17 protein-coding genes and 1 pseudogene are annotated in these 22,983 nt (G+C 68.1%); 11 read left to right on the plus strand and 7 right to left on the minus strand.

What is annotated here, in order from left to right:
• Positions 1 to 91: 91 nt before the first annotated feature.
• The 3 genes from purB to AB0B96_RS31745 all read left to right on the plus strand — a co-directional run bounded on the left by purB (position 92) and on the right by AB0B96_RS31745 (position 3,422).
• Positions 92 to 1,522 carry an adenylosuccinate lyase gene (gene purB / locus AB0B96_RS31735; RefSeq protein WP_350949732.1) on the plus strand — a complete coding sequence of 477 codons (1,431 nt, stop codon included), beginning with the start codon at positions 92 to 94 and terminating at the stop codon, positions 1,520 to 1,522.
• A gap of 5 nt (positions 1,523 to 1,527) precedes the next feature.
• Positions 1,528 to 2,274 (plus strand): GNAT family N-acetyltransferase, encoded by a 747-nt coding sequence (locus tag AB0B96_RS31740; RefSeq protein WP_362904628.1) that lies wholly within the window; start codon positions 1,528 to 1,530, stop codon positions 2,272 to 2,274.
• A 128-nt stretch (positions 2,275 to 2,402) separates the two neighbouring features.
• Positions 2,403 to 3,422, plus strand: coding sequence for a DUF4037 domain-containing protein (locus tag AB0B96_RS31745; RefSeq protein WP_362904631.1), 1,020 nt, complete (start codon positions 2,403 to 2,405; stop codon positions 3,420 to 3,422).
• Between the two features lie 30 nt (positions 3,423 to 3,452).
• Here AB0B96_RS31745 and AB0B96_RS31750 read toward each other — a convergent pair whose 3' ends face one another.
• Entirely contained in the window at positions 3,453 to 3,758 is a 306-nt protein-coding gene (locus AB0B96_RS31750) for a DUF3817 domain-containing protein (RefSeq protein WP_362904633.1), read from the minus strand.
• A gap of 308 nt (positions 3,759 to 4,066) precedes the next feature.
• On the opposite strand from AB0B96_RS31750, the gene AB0B96_RS31755 reads away from it, so the two are divergent.
• A complete protein-coding gene (locus AB0B96_RS31755; protein WP_362904635.1) occupies positions 4,067 to 5,953 on the plus strand; it encodes an ABC transporter ATP-binding protein in 1,887 nt (628 codons plus the stop codon).
• A gap of 99 nt (positions 5,954 to 6,052) precedes the next feature.
• Positions 6,053 to 6,358: a TetR family transcriptional regulator gene (locus AB0B96_RS31760; protein ID WP_362904637.1), complete on the plus strand. Its 306-nt coding sequence runs from the start codon at positions 6,053 to 6,055 to the stop codon at positions 6,356 to 6,358.
• Between the two features lie 220 nt (positions 6,359 to 6,578).
• Here the strand turns inward: AB0B96_RS31760 and AB0B96_RS31765 are convergent, their stop codons facing one another.
• Complete coding sequence (locus AB0B96_RS31765; protein ID WP_362904639.1) at positions 6,579 to 7,742, minus strand: transposase; 1,164 nt, start codon at positions 7,740 to 7,742, stop codon at positions 6,579 to 6,581.
• A 58-nt stretch (positions 7,743 to 7,800) separates the two neighbouring features.
• On the opposite strand from AB0B96_RS31765, the pseudogene tnpA reads away from it, so the two are divergent.
• Positions 7,801 to 8,036: pseudogene (gene tnpA, locus AB0B96_RS31770) on the plus strand (IS200/IS605 family transposase); the annotation flags it as partial.
• A gap of 105 nt (positions 8,037 to 8,141) precedes the next feature.
• Here tnpA and AB0B96_RS31775 read toward each other — a convergent pair.
• A complete protein-coding gene (locus tag AB0B96_RS31775) occupies positions 8,142 to 9,200 on the minus strand; it encodes a tyrosine-type recombinase/integrase (RefSeq protein WP_362904641.1) in 1,059 nt (352 codons plus the stop codon).
• A 610-nt stretch (positions 9,201 to 9,810) separates the two neighbouring features.
• Here AB0B96_RS31775 and AB0B96_RS31780 point away from each other — a divergent pair.
• Positions 9,811 to 10,086: an isoamylase early set domain-containing protein gene (locus AB0B96_RS31780; protein WP_362904643.1), complete on the plus strand. Its 276-nt coding sequence runs from the start codon at positions 9,811 to 9,813 to the stop codon at positions 10,084 to 10,086.
• Between the two features lie 26 nt (positions 10,087 to 10,112).
• Here AB0B96_RS31780 and AB0B96_RS31785 read toward each other — a convergent pair whose 3' ends face one another.
• A complete protein-coding gene (locus AB0B96_RS31785) occupies positions 10,113 to 10,544 on the minus strand; it encodes an HIT family protein (protein ID WP_362904645.1) in 432 nt (143 codons plus the stop codon).
• A gap of 759 nt (positions 10,545 to 11,303) precedes the next feature.
• On the opposite strand from AB0B96_RS31785, the gene AB0B96_RS31790 reads away from it, so the two are divergent.
• The 4 genes from AB0B96_RS31790 (at position 11,304) to AB0B96_RS31805 (ending at position 15,762) form a co-directional block, all read left to right on the plus strand.
• Positions 11,304 to 11,657, plus strand: a complete 354-nt coding sequence (locus AB0B96_RS31790; protein WP_362904647.1) for a hypothetical protein — start codon at positions 11,304 to 11,306, stop codon at positions 11,655 to 11,657.
• A gap of 80 nt (positions 11,658 to 11,737) precedes the next feature.
• Positions 11,738 to 12,931, plus strand: coding sequence for a tyrosine-type recombinase/integrase (locus AB0B96_RS31795; RefSeq protein ID WP_362904649.1), 1,194 nt, complete (start codon positions 11,738 to 11,740; stop codon positions 12,929 to 12,931).
• A complete protein-coding gene (locus AB0B96_RS31800) occupies positions 12,921 to 15,074 on the plus strand; it encodes a tyrosine-type recombinase/integrase (protein WP_362904651.1) in 2,154 nt (717 codons plus the stop codon). Before AB0B96_RS31795 ends, AB0B96_RS31800 begins: the two co-directional genes overlap by 11 nt.
• 226 nt (positions 15,075 to 15,300) lie before the next feature.
• A complete protein-coding gene (locus AB0B96_RS31805) occupies positions 15,301 to 15,762 on the plus strand; it encodes a DUF6262 family protein (protein ID WP_362904764.1) in 462 nt (153 codons plus the stop codon).
• Positions 15,763 to 16,248: 486 nt separating this feature from the next.
• Here AB0B96_RS31805 and AB0B96_RS31810 read toward each other — a convergent pair whose 3' ends face one another.
• Genes AB0B96_RS31810 through AB0B96_RS31820 form a run of 3 tightly spaced genes read right to left on the minus strand, consistent with a single transcriptional unit; the run spans position 16,249 to position 22,821 of the window.
• Positions 16,249 to 19,275 carry a DEAD/DEAH box helicase gene (locus AB0B96_RS31810; RefSeq protein WP_362904653.1) on the minus strand — a complete coding sequence of 1,009 codons (3,027 nt, stop codon included), beginning with the start codon at positions 19,273 to 19,275 and terminating at the stop codon, positions 16,249 to 16,251.
• Positions 19,247 to 20,596, minus strand: coding sequence for an ATP-binding protein (locus tag AB0B96_RS31815; protein WP_362904655.1), 1,350 nt, complete (start codon positions 20,594 to 20,596; stop codon positions 19,247 to 19,249). Before AB0B96_RS31815 ends, AB0B96_RS31810 begins: the two co-directional genes overlap by 29 nt.
• Positions 20,593 to 22,821, minus strand: coding sequence for a TerB N-terminal domain-containing protein (locus AB0B96_RS31820; RefSeq protein WP_362904657.1), 2,229 nt, complete (start codon positions 22,819 to 22,821; stop codon positions 20,593 to 20,595). Before AB0B96_RS31820 ends, AB0B96_RS31815 begins: the two co-directional genes overlap by 4 nt.
• Positions 22,822 to 22,983: the final 162 nt, after the last annotated feature.

Here is a 22,983-nt window from a genome sequence, read left to right on the forward strand (position 1 = left end):
GAGGTGAGCGGCCCACACCTTTTCCCGGGTCCGCGGGGAGGGCGGCGCCCGGGGCCGGGTGGGTGCGGGCGGCGGAATATACTGACCCAACGTGACTGCCAAGCCGCGTATCCCCAATGTTCTTGCCGCCCGTTATGCCTCCGCGCAGCTGGCCGGCCTGTGGTCTTCCGAGTACAAGGTGGTGGCCGAGCGGCGCCTGTGGCTGGCCGTGCTGGCCGCGCAGGCGCGGCTGGGGGTGGAGGTTTCCCCCGCGGTGTTGCGGGATTACGAGAAGGTGGTCGAGCAGGTCGACCTGGAGTCGATCGCCGCCCGTGAGCGCGTCACCCGTCACGACGTCAAGGCCCGCATCGAGGAGTTCAACGCGCTGGCCGGCCACGAGCAGGTGCACAAGGGCATGACGTCGCGGGATCTGACCGAGAACGTCGAGCAGTTGCAGATCCGCGACAGTCTGGTGCTGGTGCGGGACCGGTGCGTGGCGATGCTGGCCGCGCTGGCGGGTCTGGCGACGCGGCACTCGCAGCTGGTGATGGCCGGGCGTTCGCACAACGTGGCCGCGCAGTCGACGACGCTGGGCAAGCGGTTCGCCTCGGCGGCCGACGAGTTGCTGGTGGCGTTCGCGCGGCTGGAGGAGCTGATCGGCCGTTATCCGCTGCGCGGCGTCAAGGGGCCGGTCGGCACCGCCCAGGACATGCTGGACCTGCTGGGCGGGGATGCGGCCAAGCTGGCGGCGCTGGAGGAGGAGGTGGCCGCCCACCTGGGGTTCGCCCACCGGCTGACCAGTGTGGGGCAGGTGTATCCGCGGTCGCTGGACTACGAGGTGCTCAGCGCGCTGGTGCAGCTGGCGGCGGCCCCCTCCTCGCTGGCCAAGACGATCCGGCTGATGGCCGGGCACGAGCTGGTCACCGAGGGGTTCGCCGAGGGGCAGGTCGGCTCCTCGGCGATGCCGCACAAGATGAACACCCGCTCGTGTGAGCGGGTCAACGGGCTGGCGGTCGTGGTGCGGGGGTATGCGTCGATGGCCGGGGAGCTGGCCGGCGACCAGTGGAACGAGGGGGATGTGTCGTGTTCGGTGGTGCGCCGGGTGGCGCTGCCGGACGCGTTCTTCGCGTTCGACGGGCTGGTGGAGACCATGCTGACGGTGCTGGAGGAGTTCGGCGCCTTCCCCGCGGTGATCGCCGCCGAGCTGGACCGCTACCTGCCGTTCCTGGCGACGACGAAGATGCTGATGGCCGCGGTGCGGGCCGGGATGGGCCGCGAGAGCGCCCATGAGCTGATCAAGGAACACGCGGTGGCGTCGGCGCTGGCGATGCGCGAGGGCTCCGGCGGTAACGAGCTGGTCGCCCGGCTGGGAGCAGATGAGCGTTTTCCGCTGGAGCGGGCGCAGCTGGAGGCGTTGCTGGGCGAGCCGATCTCCTTCACCGGGGCGGCCTCGGCGCAGGTGGAGGCGGTCGTGCAGCAGGTGGGGCGGGTCGTGGAGCGCTACCCGCAGGCGGCCGCCTACCGGCCGGGGGCGATCCTCTGAGCGGCGTGCCGGTGCGGCTGCGTGACGTCGCGCAACTGGCGCGGGCCTGCTCGGGGGATGCGCTGGTGTTGTGGGGGGCGCAGGCGATGGGGCCGGGGGTGCGGGCGTGGGCGCTGGGGGAGGCGGTGGCGGTGGCCTGCCCCGACCTCAACCGCCGTGATCGCCTCACGGTGTACGGGCAGGCCGATGCGGTGGGCGCCCTGCTGGAGGGACTCTTGGAGGAGGTCGGCCCCTCCTACCGGGTGACGGGGGAGCGAAAGCTGGTGGAGCAGGTGGTCGCCCGATCGGCGCGGCTGCGCCCGCTGGGGGTGTTCGAGTGGATGGAGGCGGCCGCGTCCGCGCTCACCTGGCCCCGGCCGGAAGCCGGAGCGGAGTGGCTGGGGGCGGCCGAGGAGGGGCAGGTCGCCGCCCTGCTGGCGCGGGCGGCTCCCGGCTCCTGGGCGGCGCCGGGCGTGGCGGGGGTACGGCGCTGGGCGGGGGTGCGCGGCCAGGACGGTCATCTGGTGGCGGTGGCCGCCGACGCCTGGTCGTGTGCGCAGGTGGGGTTCGTCGCCGGGGTCGCCACCGCGCCGGCCGTACGCGGCCACGGCCACGGCGGTGCGGTGTGCCGGTTCGTGCTGGGGGAGCTGGCGGCCGCGCACGAGCGGGTCGCGTTGATGGTCGACACCGGCAACCATGCCGCCATCGCCCTGTACGAGCGGCTGGGGTTGCGCGGGCGGCCGCTGGCGGCCGCCGCTCTTGACGGCGCCTGAGTTTTCCGTCCCGGGCGAGAAGCCGCGCGAGCAGGTCTCGCGCGGCTTCGGTGTGGTCTCGGGGGCGGGCGCCCTGGGAGGAAAACCTGGTGCGGGGCGCGGTCACGGCAGGCAGAGTGGACGAAATGATGTCCAGTTTCATACCTGGCCTGGAGCTTTCGCGTGCTTTCTACGCCCAGGTCGTGGGACCGCTCGTGGCCGACGTGCCGCACAGTGCCGCGCTGATCGGCGCCGGGTCGGAGGTCTTGGCGTTCGACACCGAACGCTCCACCGACCATGACTGGGGGCCCAGGGTGGTGGTGTTCGTGGCCGCGCACCGCGCCGATGAGGTGCGGCGCGCCGTCGGCGAGGGCCTGCCCGCGGACTTCGGCGGCTATCGCACCGCCGTGGGCGGTGAGTGTCACGGGGTGCAGGTGAGTGATCCGCGAACCTGGTTCACCGATCGGCTGGGATTCGACCCGCTGTGCGGGGTGAGCGTGCTGGACTGGCTGTCGACTCCCTGGCAGCGGCTGGCGGAGGTCACCAGCGGGGAGGTCTTCCACGACGGCCTGGGGGTGATGGGGCGCTCGCGCGCCGCGCTGCGCTGGTATCCGCCCGATCTGGAACGCTACGTGCTGGCCGGGCAGTGGAGGCGCCTGGCCCGGCAGGAGGCCTTCCCCGGGCGGTGCGGGGAGGTCGGCGACGACCTGGGATCGGCGGTGGTCAGCGCGGACCTGGCGCGTGACCTGATGCGGCTGGTCGTGCTGATGCGGCGGCGCTACCCGCCGTACGCCAAGTGGCTGGGCAGCGCGTTCGCCCGTCTGCCGGGGACGGCGGAGCTGGGGGAGGCGTTGTCGGCGGCGCTGGCGGCCACCACCTGGCGTGAACGAGAAGAGCACCTGGGGGTGGTGTATCGGCGGGTGGCGGCCTGGCACAACCGGATGGGGGTGGCCGCGGCACCGGAGGGGAGCCTGCGCCCGTATCACCGGCGGCCCTTCCAGGTGATCGGCGCCGACCGGTTCGCCGACGCTCTGAGCGCGGCCATCACCGACGCCGGTGTGCGGGCGCTGCCGGCGGTGGGCTCGATCGACCAGTTCGGCGACTGCGCCGAACTGCTGACCGATCCGCGGCGCTGCCGGGCGGCCACCCGCGCCGTCCTGGACCTGTGAGGCCTCGAAGGCGCGGGTCGAAGGCGCAGGTCAGGCTGTGAGCGGTTCGCGGCGGCGGGCGAGCACGCGCCGCTCGAACCACAAGGTGGCCAGCGGCGGCACCGAGCACACCAGGCCGACGACGACCGTACCCCGGCTCCAGCCGTCCTGGCGGGCCGCGTACAGCACCGCGGCCAGGTACAGGACGAACAAGGCGCCGTGCACCGGGCCGAAGATCTTCACGCCGAGGTCTCCGGTGGCGGCGACGTACTTGAAGTACATGCCGATGAGCAGGCCGGCCCACGAGCATGCTTCGGCGATCGCCACGTAACGGAACAGGCGGAGTGCGGTCGGCACGGCGCGTACACCTCTCAGAAGGGGAAGACGTCGAGACGGCGGGGCGTCCGGACGGGGGAATACGGCCTTCAGCCTATGGGGGCGAGGTGGCGCCCGCCCCGCCGGGGCACGGGCACGGATGTGCGGGAGGGGGAGGTGCGGCGCCCGGGCCGGGGGAGGGCCGGGGCACCGCACCCTTGACCTGAAGTTAACTTCAGCTTCTAGGGTCGTGGAGGTGGCGCCCACCGGGCTTTTCGCCCCCGCCGCCGGGCGGCGGCGGGGGGCGCCGGTCCTTCACCCGACGAGCACGGAAAGCACGGTGACCCACCATGAGCATGGAAATGGCGGCCTGGCATTCGCTGTACGCCACGATGCACGCCCAGCAGGACCGGCGGCCGTTGTCGGTGGTCACGCTGCGGCGGATCGCGGCCTTCGCCCGCCCGCACCGTTTCCTGCTGGCGTGGTTCCTGCTGCTGAGTGTGGTGTCGGCGGTGCTGGCGGTGGCCACGCCGGTGCTGGCCGGCCGGGTCGTCGACGCGATCGTCGGCGGCGCCGCGGTGGGCGTCGTGGTCGGGCTGGCCACGGTGATCGCGGTGATCGCGCTGGCCGAGGCGGCGCTGGGCCTGCTGATGCGGTGGATGTCGGCGAGTATCGGTGAAGGGCTGATCCTGAGGTTGCGCGGCGCCGTCTTCGACCACGTGCAGCGTATGCCCGTGGCCTTCTTCACCCGCACCCGTACCGGCGCGCTGGTCAGCCGGTTGAACAACGACGTCATCGGCGCCCAGCGCGCCTTCAGCGACACCTTGTCGGGTGTGGCGGGCAATCTGGTGACGCTCACCTTGACCCTGGTGGTGATGGTCGGCATCTCCTGGCAGCTGACCGCGCTGGCACTGGTGCTGCTGCCGGTGTTCGTCGTGCCGGCCCGGCGGGTGGGCGGCCGGCTGGCCCGGATGGAACGCGAGGCCGCCGACCACAACGCGGCGATGAGCACCCAGATGACCGAGCGTTTCTCCGCCCCCGGCGCCACCCTCGTCAAGCTGTTCGGCCGCCCCGCCCAGGAGTCGGCCGAGTTTCTGGCGCGGGCGCGGCGGGTGCGTGACATCGGGGTGCGCACCGCGATGGTGCAGTCGGTGTTCGTCACCGCCCTCACCCTGGTCTCGGCGCTGGCACTCGCCCTGGTGTACGCGGTGGGAGGCTTTTACGCGTTGCGCGGTGAACTGGAGCCGGGCGCGCTGGTGGCGCTGGCGTTGCTGCTGACCCGCCTGTACGCGCCGCTGACGGCGCTGGCCGGGGCGCGGGTGGAGGTGATGAGCGCCCTGGTCAGCTTCGAGCGGGTCTTCGAGATCTTGGACCTGCGGCCGCTGATCACCGACAGGGCCGACGCCCGGGCGGTTCCGCAGGGGCCGGTGACGGTGGAGTTCGACCGCGTCGGCTTCGCCTACCCTTCGGCCGAGAAGGTGTCGCTGGCCTCCCTGGAGGAGGTCGCCGTCTTGGACGGGCGCGGCGGTGCGGCGGTGCTGGGGGAGGTGTCCTTTCGCGCCGAGGCCGGGCAGATGGTGGCGCTGGTGGGCTCCTCGGGGGCGGGAAAGTCGACGATCGCGCAGCTGCTGGCGCGCCTGTACGACGTCGACAGCGGCGCGGTGCGACTGTCGGGGGTGGATGTCCGCGAGTTGTCGGCGGCCTCGATCCGTCAGACGCTGGGCGTGGTGACCCAGGACGGGCACCTGTTTCACGACTCCATCCGTGCCAACCTGCTGCTGGCCCGCCCCGAGGCCACGATCGAGGAGCTGTGGCAGGTGCTGGGGCGCGCCCGGCTGGCCGATCTGGTCTCGGCGCTGCCTGAGGGGCTGGACACCGTGGTCGGTGAGCGCGGCTACCGGCTCTCGGGCGGGGAGCGCCAGCGGCTGACCATCGCCCGGCTGCTGCTGGCCCGCCCCCGGGTGGTGGTGCTGGACGAGGCCACCGCCCACCTGGACTCCACCAGTGAGGCCGCGGTCGCCGAGGCGCTCACCGAGGCGCTGGCCGGACGGACCGCGCTGGTCATCGCCCACCGGCTGTCGACGATCCGCACCGCCGACCTGATCTTGGTGGTCGAGGATGGGCGGATCGTCGAGCGGGGCACGCACGCCGGCCTGCTGGCCGCCGGCGGCCGCTACGCGCAGCTGTATCGCACCCAGTTCGACCGGCAGGCCACCACCACCGGGGCCACCCGCTGAGCACGGCTGAACCTCTCGTCCTTCAAGGTGGAGCCGACAGGGAAGACGGCCGGCTGGCAGGGTGGCGCCGGGGGCGAGCAGTGACCAGGCGGCCACCAGGTGCGGACCGCCCACCGTCTCCAGCACCACGTCGAACGGCTCGCTTACCTGTCGCAGGCCGGCCAGGCCGACGACGACCTCATGGGCGCCGAGCGCGGTGAGGGCGACCTCTTGGGCGCCGGAGCGAAAGGCCAGTTGCACCGCGTAGCGGCCCACGGCGCCGGTGGCGCCGGTGATCAGCACCCGCTGGCCCAGCATGGCGCCCACATCTCCTTGGACCAGATCGCTGCGCACGCCCAGGTCGGCAAGGGCACCGTCTTTCGACGCTTCGGTAGCCGCACCGGGCTGATGCAGGCCTTCCTGTAAACGCTGATCACCCAGGCTCGCCCCGACCTGGACGCGGACTTCACCGCCCACACCCTGCTGGGCATGTTCGACGCCGACATGGTGCGCCGCCTCACCCCGCGCGCCGCCCCGGGCAGGTTCGCCCGCTCCATGCGGCAGCTGGTGGAGGAGTTGCTGGCGTCAGCTTCTCGGCCGTAAACGACCGAGCTTGCAGCTCCTCGCCGTCGATGGGTTCGACGGTTTAGGCCGCGTCGTCGGCAGCGTGACTCACTGCCCAGCCCGCCACCCCGCGCGAGGCGATGTTACGGGCCGCGTTGACGTCGGCGTGCTCAGCGAAACCGCACGACGTGCAGGAGAAGGTCGCCTGGCCGGGCCGGTTCCTCTTGTCCACGTGCCCGCAGGAGGAGCACGCCTGCGAGGTGTAGGCCGGATCGACGTGAACAACGGCGACGCCCTCGCGGGCCGCCTTGTAGGCGATGAAGCCTCCCAGCTGGTGGAAACTCCACGAATGCAGCGTGACCCGCTGGGGCTTACGGAGCCGTACCCGGTCGCGGATGCCCTGGAGATCTTCCAGCGCGATCCCTTGCCCGGTGCGTGTCGCCTCGGTCACGATGCGTTTGGCGATGGTGTGGTTGGTGTTCGCGGCGAACCGGGCCTCGGCCCGGCGACGCCGCTTCAACAACCGTTTCGCGGATTTGGTCTGCTTGGCCTGCAGGCGGCGGCGCAGCTCGCGGTGGCGGTGACGGACCGCGTTCAGACCCTTGCCGCTGTGGCGAACCCCGCCACTGGTGGTCGCGAGGTTTGCGATCCCCAGATCCACCCCCAAAAATCCGTCCGGGGTGGCGACCGGCCGGTCGGGAATCTCGCAGGTGGCGATCAGAAACCACATGCCGTCGCGGTACAGGAGATCCGATTCGCCTTTGCGGTAAGCGGATAATGTCGTGAGCTGATCGGCCGAGGCGGTGAACGCCACGCTCTTCATCCGCCCGCCCGTGGTCCAGATGCTCACCGTCCGCGCGTCCATCTGCCAAGACAGGCAGCGGTCGTCGAACGGCTGGGCCGCGCCGGGGCGAAAGACGATCGGCTCGGCCAGGACACGCTCGCGCCGCGCGGAGCCGGGTCTGCCCAGATTGCCGTGGCGGACGTTGGCGTGCAGCGTGGCATAGGCGTCGGTGACCTTCTTGATGACGTGCTGCGCGGCTTGGGCCGCCAGCTTGTAGTCGTCCTTGATCTGCCCGTAGGTGTGCTTGCGCAGGTCGTAGTTGCGAAACACCCGCCGGTGGTGGGCGAGCATGGAGACCCAGGTGGCTGCGTCGTTGGCAGCGCGTAGGGTCGTTGCCAGAGCCGCCGCCTGCTCAGGCGTCGGCAGGAGTCTCACCTGCACCACCAGCTTCACCTCGAACATTTTAGCCTTAGGTCTATATCACCGAGATGGAAACCGAACCCCGACATCAGAATCGGTGGAGTTCAACGGCGGGGAGGGGCACGTGCACCTGCTCGTGCGTACCCGCCCAAGATCGCCCTCTCGACGCTGGTGAACAGCCTCAAGGGCGTCTCGGCCCGTCTGCTGCGCAAGGAGTACCTCGCTCACGTCCGCAAGTACTTGCGGGGCGGCCATTTCTGGTCATCGTCGTACTGCGGAGGCGCCCCCTTAAGCATCATCAAGGAGTACATCGAAAACCAGAAACGCCCGGCCTGACGACCAGACGTTCACAACCCCAGGACCGGGAAGCGATTCCTCCCGGGCGTGAACGCCCGGGGCTCCTCGCTAGATAATGCTGAAAAAAAGGGGGCCGCCTGCCGCTCAGTTCGACGAGGGACCGCGCAGCAACGGATGCGAGCGCATCGCCACCTCCAGTTCCCCGGGCAGCTCGTCGCGGTAACGCCCCAGCGTCGCCAGATCACTGTGACCCAGAACCCGCCGCACCGCGTCCATGTCCACCGCGTCGGCCAGCAGATGGGTGGCCGTGGTGTGACGCAACCCGTGCGGGGTCACCGAACGACGCCGATCGGGATCCACCCTGCGCTGCACCCGGTCGATCACCGCCTGCACATCGCCCCGCGCCAGCCGCCGCCCCCGCCACGACAGCAGCAGCGCCTTGTCGGCGGAAGCCATCCGCCCGTGCAGCAGATAGGCCTCCCACACCAGCGCGACGTCGTCGGGCAGCGGCACATCCCTCGTCTTGCCGCCCTTGCCGAAGATCCGCCAGTAACGCACCCCGTCGTTGGTGTAGAAATCCTCCACGTTGGCCCGGACCAGCTCCGACACCCGCGGCCCCAGCGTCGAGAGCATCAACACGATCAGCCCGTCACGCAGTTCGGTGTGCTGGTCACGCCGGCGCACCCGCCCCGCCCTGGCCGCGGGCACCTCCTGCGGTGCTTCGGCCTGCGGCCCGCCTCCCAGCTCACGCGCCGCGCCGATCAGTCCTCGCGCCTGCTCGCGGGTGAGCGCCCGCCGCTGCGGCCGCAGCCCGCCGCGCTCCTTGGCCGTCACCGTCGCCGTCGCCATCGGATTGACCTGCACCCACCCGGCCAGCACCGCGTGCTTGAACAACGCCGAGATCGACCGCCGAAACCGCGCCTGAGAGGAGGCCGACTGCGAGGCGGAGGAGACCGGCTGAGAGGCGGTGCCCGCCGCCTCCTCGGGCCGCGAGCGCCGTCGCCCGTCGGGTTTACGGGCGAAGGCCAGCAGGACGGCGTCGACGTCCTCACCGGTCAGATCGTCCAGGACCGTCTCCTCGCCCGCCAGATCCACGAAAGTGGCCACATCACGCGCGTACACCTCCGCCGTCGACGCCGACAACGCGCCGGTCAGGGTCTTGGCCCGCACCAGCTCCACGTAACGATCGGCCGACTCGCCCACACTGAGACGATTCAGATCAGCAGGCCGCATGATCCCGGCGACACCCCTTCCGTATCCTGGCCGCCCTCAACGGCCGCTCACCCGCCACCAGTGCCACATCCCCGTCCGCCGAAACCCCCGCCCCTTCCCGCCCTGCCACCACCGGCCACCGGCGTCTGCCGCGGCGACAGGCGCCGGCCGTGGCCGCGGGAAAGCGGCCCGCCGGCCATCTCGCCGATCATGTTCATTCCCCCACGGTAGACGAACGCCCGGCGCAGGGCTCGCGAGGAAAACCCCGCCGCCCGGCCTCACGGAAGTCCCGAAGATGTTTTTACCGGATTCGACTGATCTGTGGTGACGTAATGGCGTTACCGCCTCGCCTCCGGCTCGCCCGCCCCGCGCGGAGTCATGAGGGGGCAGACCCCGGCCGGAGCCCGCCGGTGAGACCCCGCGTCCTTCAGCAGTTCACCCGTGGCCGATCCCGGTGAATCACTCAGGCGGCGAACAACCCGAAACCAGCGTGAACAGTGTGTTACGGCCTGCACACCCCTCTACCGAATCACCCCGCCAACCGGGAAGCTGACCTCATCCCCACCCCGGAAAGCCGCGGAAAACCCCGGAAAGGACACACATGCTCAAACGCACCCAACTGTTCGGCCGTAAGACCCGCGTCACCTTCGCCCTGCCCGCCGACCACCCCCATGGTGTCGTCAGCGTGGTCGGGGACTTCAACGACTGGCAGCCCGGCCGTCACGAGATGCGCCGCCGCCGCAACGGCACCCGTACCGTCTCGGTCATCCTGCCGCCCGGAATCCACCGCTTCCGCTACCTCGCCACCGGCGGCCTGTGGTTCGACGACGACACCGCCGACCACATCGACCACCACAGCAGCGTCATGCGCCTGTGAACCCCGCCGGGCAGACCTTCCGAAGATCACCCCCCCTCACCGTCCGGGGCCAGGACCGCACGCAGACGATCGGCCAGCTCCAGCGCCTGCCGCACCGACCAGGGGATCACCCCGTTCTCGCTCATCAGCGCGTGATACTGCTGGTGCTCGTAAGGAGTTCCCTCGGGCAGGGGAGCGATGTGCCAGTGCAGGTGGGCGTTGCCCTGCCGGCTGCCCAGCGACAGCAGGTAGGTGCGTTCGCAGGGCACGAGGGCCTCGACCGCCAGGGCGACCCGGCGAACCGTCCCCATCAGCCGCAGATAGGCCCCCTCGTCGAGATCACGGACCACGTGTTCGACATGGGCCTTGGGCGCCACCAGAACCTTGTCGGCCATCGTGGGATAGCGGCCCAGGAAAGCGACGTGATGCTCGTCTTCGAACACGACCTGTTCGAAGTCGTAACCGGCGGCACCCGCCACGACGGCGCAGACGAAGCAAGGACCACCGCCTGACCTGCCCCTACCACCAGTGGCCCTACGACATGAAGGGGAGAGGTCACCCGGTCGCCGATTTCGTGGACGACGGCAGCCGCTGCCATCAGTTGACGAAAGAGCCCGACAAAGGAGGTTGAATGCGACAAGCCGCCCGGCGAGCACGTCACTCGAGAAGATCGTGATCACCTGGCGGGTCAAGTGAGACGCCAGGCTCAACCGCATCCACAGGCGGCTTGGCGGTCATTGATTACACGAATCGGCTAAGCGACTTCTCCACAAGGCGATCTTCGCTGTGCGGATTAAGCGAGATGCACCCGGAGTCACACGGGATGCTTGAAGTAAGCCGAATAGGACGAAGGGCGATATGCTTGCACTATTGGCTCTATACCGTACAGAAGCTGAATTATCCATGGGGGCTTGACGGCTCGAATCAACGTACACAGCAGGGCTTGCAGGAGGTGCTGTATATCGTTGCATCATTGCTATCTAGGGGTTCTTAATCAACAAGAAAGAACAAGGGGTCATTGGAGCTTTCTTCTCAGATGAGAGCTGGCTTACCGGGAGAGTGTCGGTTGGCTCGCCAGTTCCGCAACCGCCACCGAATGGCAACGCGAGGCGAGCTAGCCAGCGTAGCGGCCGTGACCGGGCAGGCGCGTGATGGCTTGGATTGGGCCGCTGTTGTTGCCGAAGTGGTACTCTCGTGTAGAGAATTCGCCGAATATTATGTTGGTTAGCCTCAGGCTGGTGGCTGTGCGGTGGCTAAATCCCATTTATGGAATGGGCAACCATGGGGTCGCCGCCCTATCCGCTCCGACAGCTGTCGGTGATTTTCCGGGTGATGAGTTGCGTACTGGCACCCATATCTCGATCGTGGCGATGCATCGAGATAAGCATTTATGTGCTCTGATCGCCGAGTGTTCCTCTGGCAGGCGTACGGGGCCCGATCAGGTTCCGATGCCTGCAGGTGTTGGACGGTGGGCTGACGCCGTGGTCGACATTGGTGGCAGGGGCGGCTTCGTCAAGATCAACCGCGCTTCGGTCACTGGAGGGATCGACATCACGGGTGCCCGCAGCCTCATCAGCATTCATAACGAATGAGTCACTGACTCCTCGCATGTTATTGTGTCCGTTATGTCCGCATTATCATCGTTCTCTCAACGACGTGGGGGAACGATGTCATGGCGTACTGCTTGCCGGTGCGGCCGCCCAACAGCTCGCGTACCTGGACGGTGGTGGATGCCACCTATCGCACCGTGGCCCCGGTCGAGGAATGGATCGAGGCACACCGTCTGCACTGGTCACCGAACACTGTCCGCAGCTACGCCACAGCGCTGGCTCAATGGTGGACCTTCCTCGAACAACGAGGCGACGTCGGAGGCTGGGATCACGTCGGTGTCCCGGCGGTCTCGGCTTTCGTCTCCTGGCTGCACGAAGGCCGCGTATATGAAGCGAAGCTGCTGTCGGAGGGGAGTGAGCAGCCACCGTCGCAGAGCACGCTGGCCACACGCCTGACCGCAGTGTTGTCGTTCTACCGCTGGCAACACCTGGTCCACGATGTCATGGTGGCCAAGCGGCTCCTGAAGGGCACGCCGCGCCGCACTCCGGCCCGTGGTTTGCTGGCGCACTTAGCCGCCCGGCGGCCGGCGCAGCCGTCGTCCCTGGTGCGGATTCGGCGTACCCGAGCGCGAGAGCGACCTCCGGTGCTGCTGCCCTTTCAGGTGCAGGCCATCTTGGACGGTTGCGCGGTCTACGACGGTGACGCGGGGGAGTGGCGGGGTAACCTACGCGACCGCATGCTGTTCGCGCTGCTGGCTGAGAGCGGGATGAGGCTCGGTGAGGCGCTCGGCATGCGGATCAGCGACTTCGTCATGGGCCGCGGCGGCACTCCGTACATCGACGTTGTCCCGCGCGTGGACAACCCCAACGATGCCCGGGTCAAGCTGCTCAAGGCGCGCCGTGTCTATGTCGGCGCCGACCTGGAGCGGCTGTTCGCCGACTACCTCACACACCTGGCCTTTCGGGCTGCCGGGTTGGGGATCGAGATCAGTGCCGAGGAGATGCTGTTCGTCAACCTTGATCGACCACCCTTCTTGGCACCGCTGCGCGAAAGCACCGTGCGCGACAAGGTGCGCTCGCTGAAGAAGAAGGGCGTCGGGGCGCCAGGCTGGACACCGCACTGGTTTCGGCACACCCATGCCACCGCATTGCTGCTGGCCGGTACCGCGGACTGGGTGGTCTCTCGGCGCCTCGGGCACGCCCATGTGCAGACCACGTTAGATCTGTACGGCTGGGTGAGCGAAGACGAGGCGCTGCGCGCGGCCGCCAACTGGGAGACCTACACCACGAAATGGCAGATCCCCGATGAGCAATAAGCAATTGATCCTCGTCTCGGCCGACGCGGTTGGTCCTTCCCTTGAGGCTTACGCCCGTCTGAAGAGCGACCTCCCGCAGGAGTGGCACGGTTCGATCATCGGACCCGGCATCGATGACTGGGATATGCGCAGCGCGAAAAGTCAAAAGATTGACCTCTCTGACCTGCCGGAGCACTTTCGCATTGAGCTGGCCTGGATGGCGCATTGGCAGTACCTGGATGGCATGCAGGTAGTGAGCTACTACATCAACGCCATGGCGCGCATGCTGCGGTGGGCAAGCCAGCAAGGGCACGAAAACCTGCCTATCTCCCTGGCCTTGTGGAAAGAGGAGGACTCTAGACGTCTGTACACCACGTTCCAGCAGGCCACGACAGGCTCCCCCGCTGCTGCCTCAACGCTCAAGCTCCTGCATTCTTGCCTGCGCCATGCCCAACTTGCCTTAGCCGCTCGTCTACACGACGGAGTCTGGTGGCAACTTGATCGCTGGCATCCTCGATGCGATCCGCGTATTCCCCTGCGCGAACGCGAGCCACAAAGCACCGAGAGTTGCAGTCCTGGTCAGATCCACCTCCCGTGGCTGCGTGAGGCCGCCAAATGGGTACTCGGCACTCTTGTGCAGTCCGGTGCCTTCTCGTGGTCAACACTGCTAAGTGTTCGAATGCCCGCGCTGTTGCGGTTCGATGACTGGTTACGCACGCTGCCCGACCCTGGGGTGATAGCGGGGGACCTGAGGCAGGCCTCGAGCCTGGCCGCCGCCTTTCGCCTGTGGGACAGTGTCCCGGCGAACCGCACGCGCGATGGCCGCCGGCCACGAACCGACCGCGTCGATCCCATCAAGGTGAACAACGACCTATTAGCCATCGCCGAGTTCATGTCCTTCCTGATTGACAACCGTGAGGAAGCACTGCGGACTCTCGGCCCTACCCTGTGGGATCGACTCGATCCGGCACACCCGGCGGCATGGGCGCGTCAGGTTCAGCGCAAGCCTGCCAGAGCGCCGGTCCTTGAGGAGAGCCAGTATGTCGACGATCATGCTTTGGCTCAGATCACCGCTTACTTGCCGGTGCTGGGCGCCGCCGAAGACGAGATGGTCACCGTAACCGTCAACGGTCGACAACACATGCTGGCGGGACAGGGCGAGCCGCAGGTGATGCGAATGTTGCTGCTGCAGATCCTGACTGGCCGACGTGCTGGCGAGATTTTAAGCTGCGAGTTCGGCTGCTTGTCACCCGCTACCAACCGAGTGATGCAGGCGGCCGAGGGGGAGCAGGTGGCACGTTTCCAATATGCGCAGAGCAAGATCGGGAAAGCGCCTGACACGATCCTCGTTGATGCTGAGGTCGTTGCTCTCATTCATGAACAGCAGGACTGGGTGCGCCGGCAACTCGGGGCGCCAACCCGCTACTTATTTCCTAAGCGCAAAGCCAACGCAGGTGGCACGAAAGCCTTCCCACGAGGCTCCTATAATCAGATTCTCGTTGCTTTCAGCGATCTGGCGCAGATCAGCGACAGCACGGGGCGGCCTGTTCATCTCAGCCATACCCATCGCTTCCGGCACACCCGGTTGACTCGTCTGGCCGAGCTCGGCCTACCCATCCATGTCCTGCAACGTTATGCCGGTCATGCCAACCCCACCATGTCGATGCACTACGTGGCCCGCCGTGACGAGCACGCCGAACAAGCCTTCGTGGCCACCCGCAGGTTCAAGGCCGACGGCAGTTTGGTCACCTTTACCCGCGAAGACCATGACGGCATGCAGTTGTTTGACCGCGCTGACCGTTTCCTGCCCAACGGATTTTGCTTGCTGCCGCCATTACAGAAGTGCGACAAGGGCAATGCCTGCTTGACCTGCGGTGTCTTTGTCACTGACGACAGCCATACCGCGCTTTTGGAGCGGCAATTAAGCGATACTAGTGCGCTTATTGAACGCACTACGGCTGCCTTTAAGGATCGCCATGGCGTACCGATGCCTGCCGACAATGTCTGGCTCATTCAACGCACCGCCGAACGTGACGCGCTGGTCAAGCTCTTGTCCGCGATGGCCGCCGCACCAGGGCGCGCCGTTCAAGGCGCCGGTTCACCCACTGCCGGGCCTGTTCCAGTCACGATCGACACCATTCGCTACCGTAGGAGCGCGCTATGAGGGTCGCACCATCCGAGGCCAATGAAGAGCAGCGACGCATCGACGCTCTTAGCAGAGAGGTCCGGCACGATTTCAAGACAAAAGTTAATGCTGCTCTAGCGAGCATCTTCGTGGCCAGCGGCTTTTGCCTGCGGCCGTCATCACTGCGATGCGATGCGGGCAATACCTGTTTGACCTGTGATGTCTTCGGCATCAATGCCATTCGGCATCGCAGGAACGCGCCATGATGGCCACACCGTCGGAATCTGCGGAGGCGCGGCGACAACGACGCATCGACGCTCTTAGCACGGCGGCCCGGCGTAAGTCTGAGGCGAAGATACAGGCAGCCGAGGCGGCCATCAAGCGTCTGGTCAGGAAGGGGGTGCCTGTGACGTTTCAGGCTGTGCAGCGAGAGGCGGGGGTTTCCCATTCGTTTCTGTACGGGAACCAGGGCTTGCGGCGACGTATCGAGCAATTTCGCCAGCGCTCCATGCCAGCGCGAGCAGTCGTTCTCGATGAGGCCGACCAAAGGGGTGCTGCGGACAATGTGGTTTTCTCCTTGACGGCGGAGATCACTCGACTCAAAGGGGCTCACCGGCAAGAGGTGAGCGAACTGCGTCGGGCCTTGGAGCGGGCCCATGGCGAGAACTTGATCCTGCGGCGGGAGTTGACGTATCGCGGTTGGAGCGGGCCGGCGCCGGTTGAGTAGGCATCTAGGTGATCACTTTGGATACCAGACAGAATCAACCTTCTGTCTGGTATCCAGTTAATAGTGCAAGTGTGCCACCCTTCGTCCCGGTCGTCTTACTTCAAGCGTCCGGCGTGACTATGGGTTCATCTCGCCGAATCTGTGTGGCGACGGCCACTTAAAGCCGCTTTGCATAGAAGGCACTCTTGGTAGATTCGTATGACCATGATCGTTAAGTCATCCTGTGATCATGGTCGTCTCAAATGATCTACATCGACCTGCCTGATGTCCGACCTTGTCCGCTTCAGTTCTACAGCCGTCTCCTCGAGCGGCTCAGTGAAGGCTGCTTCGTAGATGTAGTTGGGTCTCGCGTCTCGCTTAGCCTGCTCGGCGATCTTCGACTGTCTCATGGCAGCGGCTGCCATCGTCCACGAAATCGGCGCTCGAGCGGCCTCTCCGCTGTGCTGTCAGGGTGAATATTCGCTTTGGTGGGCAAATATGGGCAGGTCAGTGCCATTGGAGATCCTCGCGACCGGCAAGCCGCCCTGGATCTGATGGCGGGCCACTCCCCCTGTTGGTGATCTCACCGATGAGGCGCGGGCGTGATCCCAGCATCGGGCGGGGGTGACTACGGCCGGTGGGTGGCAATGAGACCCATGGCGTAACGGGAAGGTTACCGATAGTGCCGATCTGGTGGAACCAGCGCAGGTCCTGAGCTGCCGCGCGTTCGAGATACAGGCGCAGCAGGTGGGCGCAGGTTCGTGCGTCGCTTTCGGCGCTGTGTGCCCGGCCGGGGTCGATTCCCTCGGCGGTGGCGCAGTCGGTGAGCCGGTGGGAGGCCAGTGGCGGGCCGAAGCGGCGTGACAGGGCCAGGGTGCATAGGGACAGCAGGTCGTCGGGGGCGGCTCCGAGGCGGGCGAACTCGGTGCTGAGCACTTCGGTGTCGTAGCGGGCGTTGTGGGCGACGATCACGGCGCCGTCGAGCATGGCCGCGATGTCACCGGCGATCTCCGCGAAACGTGGGGCTCCTGCCAGGTCTGCGGCGGTGAGGCCGTGGATGTGCGTGGGGCCGGGGCCCGTTCCAGGGTCGACGATCGTGGTGTAGAGGCGGTCGTCACTGCCGTCAGGGTGCAGGCGGATGATCGCGATCTCGACGATGCGGGCCTTGCGGGCGTCGGTCGAGGTGGTCTCGACGTCGACGACGGCGTAGGGAAGGGATCCCAGTCGGTACCGACGGGACGCCGCGGCCGCGACGGCAGAAGGTTGGGCCTGTGCGGCCTGCGCGGGAGCGGCCTGGTCGGCGAGGGTGGCGATGGCCTGCTCGGTGCCGGGGATGTCGAGCTTGCGAGCGGCGTAGGAGCGGGTCAGCAGGTTCTCGCCGATGACGTCGTCGTACTTGTCGATTCTCTTGTCGGGGATCAGGCTCGCCAGGTCTGCGGCGTCGGGGAGGCCGGAGGCGGCCAGGTCGGCCAGCAGGTCCGCGGCCACCCGAGGTGGGGTGGCGCAGAGCAGCAGGGCGACACCGTAGCGGGCGACGTCGACGCCTTGCGCATGCAGGGCCAGGGCGGTCGTGGTCATGATGGCGTCTCCCCGGAAGGGGAACAGCAGGCTGTCGGCGCCGTAGCCGAGGAGCGGGCTGTGGTGCAGGCCGAAACGGCGGTAGGTGGCGCGGCCTTCGGCCAGGAGGTGCTGGCCGGTCGCGTCCAGGTAGGGCGGGATGGCGGAGTCTTCGTAGATGTGGCGCATCTGGGTGCGGATCCGGTCGTGGATGTCGGGGCCGGGGCCGGCGAAGCGCGGCGGGCGGCCGCCGGAGGCGCGGGTGACGTCGATGACCTTGGCGTGGGTGTCGATGGTGAGGATCCGCCAGCGGCGGCCGGCGAAGATGAGCAGCGCCCCCTCGGGCGGGGAGTTCTCCAGGGGAAGGCTGCCGAGGGTTCGTCCCGCGGTGACGATCCGGTATTCGGTGGGGGCGGCGAAGGCGGCGTAGAAGGTGTAGTGGTTGACCAGCCGCTCCCCCACTTCCGCGTGCAGCAGCAGGCCGTCGCTTTCCTGGCGGATGAGCCGTCCGGCGCCAAGGTCGCGCAGCAAGGCGGCGAACGTCGGCGCGTCAATCGTGCGGAACGGTCCTTGGGCGCACAGGGTGCGGTAGGCGTCGGCCGGGGTGATGCCGCCGTGCTGGGCGATGAGGGACAGAAGCTGCTGCACCAGCGTCGACAGGTGTAAAGCCGCGCCGTGGGGAGGTTCGTACCAGCGTTGCAGGAGCAGTTCGATGGTCGCGACGGCTTGGACGAGTTGGGTGCGGAGTTCGTCGGCGGGGTGGATGGCAGGGGTCGGTTCGGGTTCGCTGATGTAGAGCCGCAGGACGGCGGGGCCGCCGCGTCGTCCGGAGCGGCCGAGTCGCTGGCGCAGGGCGGCTACGCTCGGGGGCGCGCCGACTTGGGCGATGGAGGAGACCGAGCCGATGTCGATGCCCATCTCCAGGGTGGAGGTGCAGACGGCGGTGGTCGGCCGGCTGCGGTCCTTGAGGCGGGACTCGGTGTGCTCGCGGATGTCCTTGGACAAATTGCCGTGGTGGGGCAGAAACTCGTTCGGCACTCCCCCGGTGTCGCAGCGGCGGCTGAGCAGGTCGGTGTAGTCCTCCACCGCGCCCCGGGAGTTGGCGAAGATGAGGTTGTGTGACCCGCGCAGGGTGGCGAACAGGTGGTCGGCGATCGCGAGGCGGTCGCCGGAGGTGATGTCGTCGGTGCTGACGTCGGCGCCCAGCGCCTCGTGCGCGGCCTGGGCGCGCGGGTCGAGCGTGGGTGCGGTCTCGACGTAGCCGCGTACCTGCAGGCGTAGCTCTTGGGCGTCGGAGGTCGAGACGATCGAGATGACCCGCTCTCCCGCTCCCGGGCGCAGGAAGTCGGCGGCTTGGCTCATGTCCCCGAGGGTCGCCGACAGGCCGATACGAGGAACGCGTCGGCGCGCGGCCAGGTCCAGTCGATGCATGAGCGACTGTAGTTGAGCGCCGCGCTCGGTTCCGATGAAGGAGTGCAGCTCGTCGATGACGATGTAGCGCAGCGCGGCGGTGAGGTCGCCCATCTTCCAGCCGCGCAGGACGAACAGTGCCTCCAGTGATTCGGGGGTGATCAGCAGGATTCCGCGGGGCTGGTCGATCAGCTTGCTTTTGAGGTGGGAGCCGACGTCGCCGTGCCAGCGGGCGACCGGGAGGTCAAGGTGGGCGCAGAGCTCGTCCAGCCTGCCGTACTGGTCGTTGATGAGAGCTTTGAGGGGGCTGATGTAGATCGCGGCGAATCCAGCGGTTGTCGGTGGCTGGTCGGTCAGGGCCGAGCAGATCGGCAGGAAGGCGGCCTCAGTCTTGCCGGAAGCGGTCGCGGCAGCGATCAGGACGTCGCCGTCGCCCGCCAGGATGGGGGCGACGGCCGCTTCCTGGGTGGGGCGCAGTTCCGGCCAGTCCTGCTGCCAGATCCATCGCTGGATTGCCGGGTGAAGCCGTTCGAAGGACTCAGAGCCGGAAGGAGGCGAGGTCGTCATCGCCTGTCCTTCCCCCTTGAGGAGCCCACGCGGGTGTCGCGGCGCTGTCGTCTTCCTCGAGCGGCGCCAGGTCGGGGTTGGCCTCCTGGGCCAGTTCGACCGAGGGCAGGATCTGCCGCCAGTCGATGCCGGGGTTCTGCTCCAGTACGGCCAGCAGGTCGCAGAACGCCTTGATGGTGGTGCGGGGCGTGCGGAAGTAGGCCTCGCCGATGCGGCCCGAGCAGTGCTGCATGAAGGCGGGCAGCGCCTCGTCGCCGAGCAGGTAGCGGGAGGGGTCGCCGCCGGCATGAACGTAACGGAGCTTGGCCAGCAGCACGTACAGGTCTTCCTGGGTCAATGCGGCCAGGCGCAGTACCGGCCCGGAGTAGTCGACCAGGCCGCCGGCGGCGAAGGTGTTCTCGGCCAGCCGTGATTGCAGGGCGGCGTAGCTGTAGAGGCCGCGGCGGGTGTCGGCGAGGAATTCCGGGGTGCCGCCGAAGACGAAGCCAAGGTGGGCGGCGCTGCCTTGGAGGGTGTCGTTGAGGATGCGCAGAATCTGCTCGTAGTTGGCGTTGCGTGCCTGGGTGGAGGCCAGTTTGTAGAGGTTGACCATCTCGTCCAAGCACACCAGGAGGCCGTCGTAGCCGGCTAGCCGGACGAATCGGCTCATCAGCTTCAGGTGGTCGTGGAAGGTGGAGTCGTCAATGATGGTGCGCACCCCGAGCGCGGAGCGCGCCTCGGTCTTGGTGGAGAATTCGGCCCGTAGCCAGCGCACGGCCGCGGATTTGAGCTGCTCGTCGCCGCTGTCGTGGCCGCGCCAGTAGGCGCCGACGACCTCGGCGAAGTCGTATCCGCCGGTCATCTCCGACAGGTGGGCCAGCCGCTGCCGGATGATGTGGCCGGGATCGGTTCCGCTGTGCTGGGCTTCGGCCAGGGCGGTGGAGACGAACCGCTCCACCACGCTGGTCAGCGCTCCCCCGTCCGGCTTTGCCCGGGTGGCGAGGTTGCGCATCAGCTCAGCGTACAGGCTGCGTGCCTGTCCGCCACTGGAGTGCAGGCGCCGGTCGGGGTTGAGGTCGGCGTGTACGGTGACGAGTTTCTTCTCCATTGCGATGGAGCGCACCAGGTGCAGGAAGAAGGTCTTGCCCGCCCCGAAGTCGCCGATGACGAACCGTACCGCCGCTCCCCCGCCGGCGATCCGGTCGATGTCGCTGACCAAGGCCGTCACCTCGGGTTCTCGCCCTACCTGCACATGGCGCTGGCCGGCGCGCGGGACCACGCCCGCGCGCAGTGACTGCAGCAGGGCGTCGCGCTCGCGGGGACGGATAACGGTGGAGCTCACGTCAGCATCTCTCCCAGCAGATGTCGGTCGACCCGAATCGGGTCGTCTCCGTCGAGCAGCGGTTCGCCCGCCAGCTCGTAGGCGGCTTCGTTGATGCGGTCCAGTGCCCCGTCGGGCAGCAGGTTCCAGCGCGCGGCCAGCTGCTCGAACTGCCCGCGCGAGATCTGCTCGGCGGTGGTGAGCGCGCGCACCAGCCCGGAGTGCCGGCCGTCCAGCCCGGCGACCGGGTCGGCCGCCGGAGGCGGGGGTGGGGGTGTTGGGTCTTCGTCGGTGAAGATCGATCCCAGCAGGGCTCCGACTCTCGCCGACTCGGCGAGTTTCGCCGCGATCACCTCTTGGTCGAGCTGCACCGAGGACGACGCCGCCGGTGGAGCTGACGGGGTTGGCGGCGGGGGGATGGCGTATCCCTGCTCGGGCTGCCCGGGACGGACGATGACCGGCGCGGACGCCGGAGGCGGGGCGGCGGGGGCTGTCAGGGCACTTTGCGCGAGACCGGGGTCCAGGCCCAGCAGGCGGTAGATCTTGGTGAGGGTCTTGATCTCGGCCGAGGAGATGTGGCCGTCGGCGGCGGCCACCGCGGTGAGGAATTCTGCGACGTAGGAGCGTTGAGCCTCGTCGATGCCCGCGATGCGCCGGGTCAGGCCACTGAGCTTGACTGGTGTGGCGATAAGCCAGCGCAGGTGGGCGTGCAGGCGCCGTCGCTCATCAGAGGTCAAGTGCAGGGCGCGCTCAAGGTGTTCGCTCAGGTGGCGCTGTTCGGCCTGGGAGGTCTCCCCGTCGGCGGCGCTGACCGCCGCGGCCAGGTGGAGCAGCACGGTGGCGGCCTGGTAGGCGTCCGAGGCCGCCGCGGTGGGGCCGCCGGGGGCAGCGAACAGCACCATGGGGCCGGCCGATGGCGTTGGTCCGCCCAGTCGTGGGTCGGGTTCGACGCCGATGCCGGCGGAGCCCAGCAGCCGGGCCAGAGCGATGACGTCTTTCTTGACCGGCTTGGTGTCCGGTGCGGAGATCAGGGCGGTGAACTCCTCGGCCGCGACCAGGGCCGTCTCGGCTGCTCCCAGCCGGGTTCGCGCCCAGGTCACGGCCTGCCCGGCGCCACCGGCGGTCAGATCGAGCAGTTCGATCGGGAGGAGTGCCTGGGCCTGCACGCTGGCGTGGCCGTCGGGGGCGCGGCCGATGAAGCGGCTGTAGGCCTCCAGCTCCGAGGTGCATTCGTCGGCCAGCGCCACCAGCTTGCGGGTCGGCGCGGCCAGGGTCAGCACTTCCGGGATGCCGGCGAGCGTCAGCTCGGCGACTCCACGAAAGCCCGCGCTGGCGGGCCGGTAATCGAGGGCAATCTCCGTTCGGCCGGGTCGCACGACCAGGCCTTGGCCGTGGCGTGCGGTGTAGCGCAGCTGGAACAGGGCGTCGAACTCGGTTGCGCAGCGGGTGGCGGCGGTGCGTGGGTAGTAGTCGGGGTGAGAGCGGATCCAGGTCAACGCCCACTGCGCCGGGATCGGTCGTCCCTGGAGAGCGAAGGAGCCCAGCCCTGCGCGTAACCGCAGCGGGGGTGGTGTTTCGCGAGCCGGAGCCGGTGGTGCGCCGGCGCTGAACTGGGCTCCGGCCAGGGTGAGGATCTCCAGTGCCTGCTCGAACTGCCCGGCGTAGCGTTGGAAAGTGCCGTGTCCGCCGTAGATGCCGAGCAGGCGCCGGACCTCGGCGTGGATGATGGGCAGCTCGTACACGGCGGTGGAGCGATCCAGTGCCAGGTCGTGCAGGGCTCGGCGTTCCAGCCCGTAGAGGTAGAGGAACACGTAACCGATGGGCACCTGCGGGTAGCGCCGTCCGTCGGCGAGCCAGGCGAGGTAGGCGGCTCTGGACTGTGGCGGGATCGTGGCGTATGAGGGCCAGTAGTCCAGGCCTTGCCCGCTCCAGTCGGGTCGGCGTCCGTCGACCGGTAGCCGGGGGTCGATCAGCGCGGGTTCCACAATGGCGCCGGAGGCGGAGGCCAGCCCGGAGCCGACATAGAGCAGGCCGCCGACGATGTTGTGGCCGGCGAGGGTGATGCCCGTTCCCGGCGGCAGCCAAGAGGCGTGGGGAGTAGGAGGCGTGGGCGCGGTGGGAGTCGGTGGGGCGAAGGAGGCGCGCCGGTCGACCGCTCGCTGGGAGACGTTACTGCGGCGCGGAGGGACGGGCAGCGGCGGTGGCTGGTGGTCTGCGCTGCGGCGAAAGCGATCAAGGAATCCCATCCGCCCACCTCGTCGTCGTGTTCCGATCACCAGTGACGGTCCTGACCGTGATGTTCCGCGAAACAGCAGCCAGGCGTGATCACTTCGCCACGGACTGCACCCTAACCCGCACCCCATTCGCCCACACAACTCGGCAGGGATCTCGTTATCATCTTGCATCCC

This window comes from Streptosporangium sp. NPDC049046 (assembly GCF_040649155.1).
Lineage (GTDB): Bacteria > Actinomycetota > Actinomycetes > Streptosporangiales > Streptosporangiaceae > Streptosporangium.